At 51.2% G+C, this 9,470-nt stretch carries 2 protein-coding genes; both read right to left on the reverse strand.

What is annotated here, in order from left to right:
* Positions 1-7,723, reverse strand: a 7,723-nt coding sequence (srfAB, locus tag Y79_RS1000000121935; protein ID WP_029575238.1) for a surfactin non-ribosomal peptide synthetase SrfAB, incomplete at its 3' end; no start/stop codon positions are given.
* A gap of 21 nt (positions 7,724-7,744) precedes the next feature.
* Positions 7,745-9,470, reverse strand: a 1,726-nt coding sequence (locus tag Y79_RS0105570) for a condensation domain-containing protein (RefSeq protein WP_029575239.1), incomplete at its 5' end; no start/stop codon positions are given.

The raw sequence follows: 9,470 nt of genomic DNA on the forward strand, positions 1-9,470 counted from the left end.
CGTTCAGCTCGCCGTACGTCCATTTCGCGCCGTTGTATGCCACAGCCGGACGGTTCGCGTGGCGGGCGGCCGTTTCTTCAAAGAGACGGTGAACCGTTTTGTCCCGCGGCACGGAAATTGTTTTTCCTTTCCATGCGTCAAGAAGGGTTTGTTTTTCAGCATCGCTGATCAGTGAAATCTCAGGCAGCTTTCTGTCCGGGCTTTCCGCCGCTTGCTTCAGAATCCGCAGGAACCCGGTGCTCCACTTTTCAATGGTTTCTTTTTTAAACAGATCAGTCGCATATTCAAACTGAAGGCCGAGACCTTCTTGATCCGTAAAGCCGCCGAGTGTCAGATCGAATTTCGCCGTGCCTTGGTTCGACTCATACGGAGTGATGCGCAGGTTCTCCAGTTCCAGTGTTTCTTTATCCGGATCTTCTGTCGTCACCATGACTTGGAACAACGGATTTCGGCTCATATCTCTCGGCAGGTCAAGCTTTCCGATCAGATCTTCAAACGGATAATCTTGATGCGCCAGCGCGTCGAGATTGGTTTGTTTTACCTGTTCAAGCAGCCCGGCGAATGTCTGTTCTTTGCGCGTTTCATTGCGAAGCGCAAGCGTATTGACAAACATCCCCGGCATTTCCTGAACTTCGGCGCTCGTTCTTCCGGCAGTCACCGAGCCGATAATGATATCGCGCTGCCCCGTAATTTTGCCTAAGAAAACATGGAACGCGGCATGAAGCACCATATGAAGAGTCGCTCCCGATTGCTCCATTAATTCACGCACCGCTTTTTCCGTTTCACGCCCCGCTCTGAAGCGGACGGACTGTCCTTTAAAGCTTTGAACCGGAGGACGCGGAAAATCGGTCGGCAAGTTCAGTTCAGGAAGCTCACCGGAGAACGCGGAGAGCCAATATTGCTCATGCTCTTTCATCCGTTCGGCCTGCTCGGGTTCATTCTGCCAGACGGCGAAGTCTTTATAATGCAGGCTCGGCGCCGGCAGACTTCCGCCTTTGTAAAGATGAGCGAGCTCTTTGACCAGCATGCTTCTGGACACGCCGTCGGCAATAATATGATGCATATCCAGCAGCAGGAGGTGTTTCTGTTCATTCAGTCTGACAAGAGCGGCCCGAATGAGCGGAGCCTCACTCAAATCAAACGGCTTGATGAATGCCCGAATGATAAGATCGGCTTTCTCTTCATCCGCTGCTTCAAAGATGTGAAGTTCGATGTCAGCCTGTTCTGTGATCCGCTGCATCGGCAGGCCATTTTGATCGATAAAGGACGTCCGCAAAGATTCGTGACGATTGATCATCTGATTGAGCGCTTCCTGAAGCCTTGAAATATCGACTTCTCCCTCCATCAGAAGAACAGACGGCATATTGTAGCTGATTGTGTCCCGGTCAAGCTGGTTCAGAACGTACATCCGTTTTTGGGCGGATGATAAAGGGTATGCGTCAGCGCTGTCTGCCGGTGAGATCATCCGATATTTCTCAGATACCGCTGAATTCTCGATATATGCGGCAAGCTGACGGACCGTCGGCTGTTCGAACAGCGCTTTTAACGGAACCGTTTTGTCCAGTTCAGCCTGAATATTGGCAAGGAGCATCATGCCTTTTAAAGAGTGCCCGCCGTAATCGAAGAAATTATCGTCGATGCCGAGCGTATCCGCACCGAGAGTCTTTTTCCAAATGTGGCACAGCTTTTCCTCCAATTCCGTTTCCGGCAAGGCTGAAGCCGTTTGCGCCGTCTGGCTTGCGCCCGGTTTCGGAAGGGCGTTTTTATCTGTTTTTCCGTTGGCTGTGAGCGGAATGCGGTCTACTTGCACGAAATAGGCCGGAAGCATATGAGACGGCAGTGTTTCGGAAAGCTGTTTGCGAAGCTCAGAGCCTTTCAGCTCGCTGTCGGCTTTATAGTACGCGCACAGTTCCGGCAGTCCGCCTTCGCTGACTGCGAGAACGACCGCCTCCTGAATGCCGTTTACGCTTAACAGCACGGTTTCAACCTCTTTTAATTCGATACGGTAGCCCCGGATTTTCACCTGATCATCGGCGCGGCCGATAAATTCAATCGTCCCGTCAGAAAGCCTGCGGACAACATCTCCCGTTTTGTACATGAGGCTGTCCGGTGAAAAAGGATGAGGGAGAAATTTCTCCGCCGTCAGCTGCGGACGGTGAAGATATCCTCTGGCAAGCCCCTTCCCGGTAATATAAAGCTCGCCGCTTGCGCCCGGAGGAACGAGCTGCATTGATCCGTCCAGCACAAGGGCGCCGGTATTTGCGATCGGGCGGCCGATGACGGGACGCTGCTCATATTGATCAAGGCGCTCCATATTGATCCGTCCGGCAATGGCGCCGATCGTCGTTTCTGTCGGCCCGTAGTGATTGATGAAGTCAGTATGGGCGTATACATCATGAAACTTGCGGACATCGGACGTGATGATTTTTTCACCGCCGAGCACCACTAAACGAAGCGGGCTGAAACGGCGTTCTGCCGTAAAACGGGCAGTATTGACGATCATATGGAACAATGACGGCGTCAGTTTCATATACGTAATGCCGTTTTTCTGTATATATTCACCAAGCTGGTCAGGCGAAGTGTACGTCTCTTTCGGCACAATGTGCAGCTCGCCGCCCGCCTGAAGGATCGGGAATATGGCCGTATATCCGAGATCAAATGCGTAAGAAGACAGCAGCACGGATTTGTCAGCTTCGGTCAAACCGGCTTCACGGCTGAACCACGTGACATAATTGACTAGATTGCGGTGCTCCAGCTGGACGCCTTTCGGTTTGCCCGTTGTTCCCGAGGTATAAATGATATATGCAAGCTGGTCGGCGTCAGGATTCGTTTCGATCCGATCGGCGCTTTCGTTCCGCCATTCTCCGCCTTCCATTACGACTGTTTTTCCTTTATAAACGGCGGCCGCGGTCATGTTTCTCTCATTGACGACCAGAAGCTTCGTTCCGCTGTCTTCAAGAGAATAGCGGATTCTCTCTTCAGGAGTCTCCGGATCAATCGGAAGAAATGCCGCTCCGGCTTTCATGACGCCGAGAATCGCGGTAATCAAGTCGGCCGAACGATCCATCATAATAGCCACGATGTCCTCACTGCCCGCTCCGCAGGCCTGAAGATGGCGCGCAAACCGGTTCGACTGTTCATCAAGTTCCCGGTATGTCAGACTTGTTACGCCTGCAACCGCCGTGAGATCAGGCGTTTTTTGCGCTTGCCGTTCAAACAGTGAAACAAAAGTGCCCTCAGGGAGATCCGCTTCCGTACGTTTTTCATCAGAGAGGAGCGCTTCCCGCTCAGGAGCGGACAGCAGGCTTGCTTCGGCCAGCTGAATATCCGGATTTTCAGCGCAGGCTTTAATCAGATTGACAAAATGAGCGCTCCAGCGGCGGATGGTTTCGTCCGCAAATAAGGCTTTCGCGTAATCAAAGCTCAATCCGACCTCTTCTCCGCGCTCAGCCGCTTCTAAGGAAAGATCAAATTTAGCGACATGATGATGCATGGAGTAAGAAGAAATCTCCAAATCTCCGAGCCGCAGAGACGGGATCTCCATGTTCTGCATATTAAATAACACGCTGAACAGCGGACTCCGGCTTGTGTCCCTCGTTAACGGCAGTTTTTCAATTAATTCTTCAAGCGGATAGCTTTGATGCTCGAAAGCTTGAAGACTCGCCGTTTTCACTTCGTCCAGGAATTGCTTGAACGTTTTTTTGCCGGCAGGATGCGACCGAAGCGCGACTGTGTTGACAAACATACCCGGCACCTCTTGGAGATCAGGATGCTGTCTTCCGGCTGCCGGAGATCCGACTATGATGTCTTCCTGCCCTGAATATTTGGACAGCAGCACTTGAAAAGCGGCTAACAAGAACATGTACATCGTCGTATCCGTATCAGCCAGCAATGTCTTAATCTGCGCCGTCACCTGTTTATCAAGCCCGAAGATGACGCGTTCCCCTTCAAAACTGCGCTCGGCAGGACGCGGGAAATCAAGCGGCAGATCCAACACCGGCAGATCGCCTTTGAACGTTTCGAGCCAGTAGGCCTCGTGCTGATCCAGATTTGCTTTTTCACGCTGCCAGACTGAAAAATCCTTATAATGAATCTTTGGCAGCGCAAGCTCCGTGCCTTGATAAAGCTTTGCCAGATCACCGATGAAAATGCCCATAGAGCTTCCGTCCGTAATAATGTGATGCATGTCAATCAACAGAAGATGACGGTCAGCTTCAAGCCGGATCAGCTTCGAACGGACGAGCGGCGCACGGTTGAGCGCAAACGGTCTGATAAAGGCTTTTGTCAGCTCTTCCGCATCTTCTTCCCGGCCCTCGGCGGTTTCCAGCTGAAAGCTCACATTTTCATGAATGGTCTGCACGACTTCTCCATCCGCCATGTCAAACGATGTACGCAGTGTCTCATGACGGTTGATTAATGCCTGCATGGCCTCTTCAAGACGGTTTTTGTCTACTGATCCTTCCAGCAGAAGTACAGCAGGGACGTTGTAGCTCGTGCTGGCCTGTCCGAGCTGATTAAGGATATACATCCTGCGCTGTGCTGAGGAAACAGGATAATGCTTCTGATGAGGCGCTTGCCGGATCGGTTCAAACTGCTGCTCCTCCTCACTCTCATGCTCCAAATAATGCGCAAGCTCCTGAATGGTCGGCTTTTCAAATAACACTTTGATCGGCACTTCTTTTTGAAAGTGCTCCTGAATTTTAGCGGTCATCATCATGGCTTTTAAAGAATGTCCGCCAATCGTGAAGAAATTGTCAGTCACACCCGCTTTTACGCCGAGAATGCCTTCCCAAATGTCCGCGAGTTTCTGCTCCGCTTCCGTTTTCGGCGCTTCGTATTCTTTTTGAACGGCTTCAGTCTGCGGTTCAGGCAGTGCCTTTTTATCAATTTTTCCGTTCGCCGTCAGCGGAAACTGACTCATCTGTATGAAGTGCGCAGGAATCATGTATTCAGGAAGTGATTCCGAAAGTGTTTTGCGCAGGTCTTCCGGTGAAAGGTCCCGGTCTGCGGTAAAGTAGGCGCAGATTTCATTTTCATCCGCTTTATTTTTCCGGATCACAGCTGCAGATTCCGTCACATTCTGCACCTGGCTGATTTTCGCCTCGATTTCGCCGAGCTCGATTCTGAACCCGCGAACCTTTACTTGATTGTCAATTCTGCCGAGAAACTCGATCGTGCCGTCCGGAAGCCACTTCGCCAAGTCTCCCGTCCGGTATATCATTTCATCCGGTCTGAACGGATCGCGGACAAATTGCTTCTCCGTTAATTCAGGCAGATTCACATAGCCTCTTGCCACTCCGCTTCCGCCGACGCACAGCTCACCGGGAGCGCCGATCGGCTGGAGGTTGCGGTTTTCGTCCATAATGTACGCAGTGGAATTTCCGATCGGCTTCCCGATCGGGACCGAGCCGTCGTAGTCCTGATCAATGAGAAAACTCGTCGAAAACGTCGTATTCTCCGTCGGGCCGTAGCCGTTCCAAAGAGACAGCTCCGGTGACGCCTTTCTCACTTTGCTGACGATATGCGGTACAAGCGCATCACCGCCGATGATAAGGTGCCGGAGCGTATTAAACATGCCGGCATCCTTTTGGGCAAGCTGGTTAAACAGCGGAGACGTCAGCCACATTGTCGTGATCCGGTGCTCTTTCAAAAATTGGGCGAATTGTCCGGCGTCAAGCAGCGTCTCTTTTTTAACAGGATACAGCGCAGCTCCGTTCAGCAATGCACCGAAGACTTCGAAGGTTCCGGCATCAAAGCTGACGGCTCCCGTTTGCGCCATGCGGTCTTCTTCATGAACCGGCACATAATTCGAATGTTTGACGAGCCTGATGATATTTCTGTGTTCAATCATGACGCCTTTCGGTTTGCCGGTCGATCCGGATGTATACATAATATACGCCAAGTCGTTTCCGCTGGCAGGGAGACTCAAGTTTGTTCCGCTTACCGTTTCATCCGCGCTTTCATCCAGCATGATGACCGGGACTTGCAATGCGCCCGCTTGCTCCAGATAGTCCTGAACTGTCAGCACGATCTGAATCGAACTGTCTTCCGCCATAAAGCGGAGACGGTCCTCCGGAAAAGCAGGATCAATCGGCACATATGCGCCGCCTGCTTTTAGGACGGCAAGCATGCCGATAACGGTTTCCGCAGAGCGGTCGTTCATAATAGCGGCGGTCCGGCCTTTTTCCAGCCCGTTCTTCACAAGATATCTCGCCAGGCGGTTGGCCGCTTCGTTCACTTCACGGTACGTCCATTCGCGCCCCTCTTCTTTTATCGCGATGCTTGCGGGCGTCCGGTTTGCCTGTGCTTCAAACAAACGGTGAACGGCCTCCTCTTCCGGAAGCGCCGTTTTCGTATCATTGAATACGTCAACAATCTGCCGCTCTTCTTCGCCTGAAACAAGGCCGAGACCCCGCACGGGCGCGTCAGGCGTTCCGACCGCCGCTTTCATCATGCGGGTCAGATGGTGCGCCGTTCGTTCGATGGCATCATGAGCAAAAGCCGCTCCGTTGTATTTGATTTTGACAGTCCACGTTTTTCCCGGATACACGATGAGATTGAAATCAAAGCTCGTCTGCTCAAAAGCATGTTCAACTTTAATGGAAAAGCCGAGTCTTTCCTCCATGCCCCCGTTTTCCAGCTCTTTGTCCAGCGGATAGTTTTCAAAGGCGACCAAATGATTCAAAAGGCTGCCGTCCAGAGCAGAGCGCTTTTGAATGTCATAGAGCGGCACATAATCATAGCGCTCGGCTTCCACGGCGTTTTTCTGAACTGCCGTCATCACGTCAGAAAAGGTTGCTTCTTTGTCAATCTTGATTCTGACAGGGATCGTATTGATGAACAGCCCGGCCATTGTTTCTATGCCGTTGATTTCTGAAGGACGGCCTGATACAACAGTGCCGAACACCACATCGTCTGTATAGTTGTATTTGCTGAGCACTGCGCCCCACACCGCTTGAAACAGGTTAGGCCCCGTGACTTGATGCCGGTTGGCGGTCTGCTGAATCTGCGAAACCAGCTCTTCATCCCAGACTAAAGAATATTCTTCATTTTGATAGTCTTTCTTTTCCGCTGCCAGACGGCCCGGGAGCAGGCTCGGCTGTTCGAAATCCGCTAAGCGGCTGCTCCAATATTGTTCCGCCTCATCATAATCCCGGCCTCCGAGCCATTTGATATAGTCAGAGTAAGGTTTGCCCTGGCTTCCTCCGGCGGGCCGGCCGGCACGAAGCGCTTCATAGTTTTGAAACAGGCTTTTCATCAAAACGCCCATACTCCAGCCGTCCATGACGATATGATGATTGCTCCAGACGAGATAAAGCTCCTTCTCACTGAGTCTGAATACCGCCGCTTTAAAAAGAATATCCTTCGCCAGATGAAAGCCCTGCTGCTGCACGTCGCGTTTATAGCGTTCAATATATTCGGTTTGACGAGCTTCATCTAATTGACTGATATCTTCATAGTGCACTTTCGTCTTCCGTTCGGCCAATACGACTTGGCGCGGTTTTTGAAGCTGCTGGTGCACGAATACCGTTCGCAGGATGTCATATGTCCGGATCAGCTCATTGACACTTTTTTCAAAAAGCTCGAGCTGAAAACTTCCGTGAATCCTAAGCTCTAATTGTGTGAAGTAGGAGGAAGAATGCGGATCAAGCAGCGCATGATACAGCATTCCCTCCTGCATCGGTGTGAGTGCATACACCTTTTGAATCGATTTTTTGCTCATATGTCACCTCTGTCTTTTCTGTTAGAGAATTTCCATTAATTTATCAAGTTCATCAAGCGTCAGATCATCATCACCAAGATCACTAGGCGTAAGTTCAGGACCGTCTTGAGCCAGGCAATGATCTATGATTTTCAGGAGGTGCCCTTTAAAGCTGTCACTGAACGATTGGATGGTTTTTTCATGAAATTCGAGAGAATGATAGGCAAACGTCATCGTCATCTGCCCATTTTCTATAAATCCGACAATATCAAGCGCATTCGGCTTCTCTGTGTCCGGGCTCAGCGATTGTCCGGACGGCATATCGGATCTTGTAAATAAGCCGGAATCCGACATCTCATTAAACTGGCCTAAGTAGTTAAAGCTGATATCCGGATCAATCTCAAACGAAAGATTCTCTTTATGCTCAGGCGCCGTTACATAACGCAGAATGCCGTAGCCGACTCCTTTGTTCGGGATATGCCTGATGTCTTCTTTCATTTGTTTCAGCTGATATGAAAGGTCGTCGGCGTGTTTCATCTCAAGGATCATCGGATACATGCTCGTAAACCATCCGACCGTCCGGGTGATATTCAAGCCGTCAAGAATGTCTTCACGTCCGTGGCCTTCCAAATGAACGCCGATCGTGTCTTCACCCGTCCACTCCTTCAGCGCCAGTCCGAGCGCCGTCAGCAGAATATCATTCATTTCTGTGTGGTAGGCTTCATGGACGTTTGTGGTCAGCTGTTCAGTTTGTTCAGCCGTCAGAGAGAAGCTGACCGTTCTTGTATGTCTCATGCGTTGATCCCCAGACTGCCTGTCTTTCGGGAGCTGAGTGCATACCTCTTTCTCCTCAAGCTCTTTCCAGTAATCAACTTCTTTCAGAAACGCCTTCGTATTTGCGTATTCTTTGATTCTCTCGGCAAATTCGGCGAATGAATGTGTTTTCGGCGGCAGCGCCGGGTCATTGCCTTGCTTGAGCTGTGTATAAACGGAGGTGAAGTCCTCCAGTAAAATCCGCCAAGATACACCGTCTACGACTAAGTGATGGATCGCAAGGAGAAGGTGGTCTCCGTCTTCCGCCCGGAAGAGCCCGGCCTTCAGCAGAGGTCCCGCTTCCAGTGAAATACTGCTTTGAAGACGGTCTGCTTCCCGTTCGATACGGTCTTCATGATCTTCGCTGAGTCCGTTCAGTTCAAAGACGTTCAGTTCAACAGACGCATCCTCAAGCCCTTTGTAATATGGCTTTTGCTCACGGTAAACCATACGGAGTGCATCATGGTGTTCCATCAATGCTTGCAGGGTTCTTTCCACCAGAACCGGATCAAAGCCGTCTTTTGCGTGAAGCATGACGGATTGGTTCCAGTGGTGTTTGTCCGTAAAGTTTTTCTCAAAGAACCAGCGCTGGATCGGCGTTAATTCCGCTTCGCCTTCGACAGGTCCCTGGTCGGCCTGCTTACCTTCCGTCCGCTCCACGTAAGAGACGAGCTCTTCGATGGTCGGGTGCTGGAAGAGGTCTTTCATCTCCAGCTTGTAGCCGTGCTGGTTCAGGCGGCTCGCCATTTGAATGCCTTTGATCGAGTCGCCGCCGAGCGTGAAGAAATTATCGCTTATGCCGATCTGGTCCAGTCCGAGCACTTCCTGCCAAATGTCAGAAAGCAGCGTCTCCATCTCTGTTTCCGGCGCTTTGTATGCGGCGCTTCCCGCTTCAATGTCCGGCGCCGGCAGGGCTTTTTTGTCAATCTTTCCGTTTGCGGTGACCGGAAGCTCG

The sequence above is a fragment of the Bacillus siamensis KCTC 13613 genome, from assembly GCF_000262045.1.
Lineage (GTDB): Bacteria > Bacillota > Bacilli > Bacillales > Bacillaceae > Bacillus > Bacillus siamensis.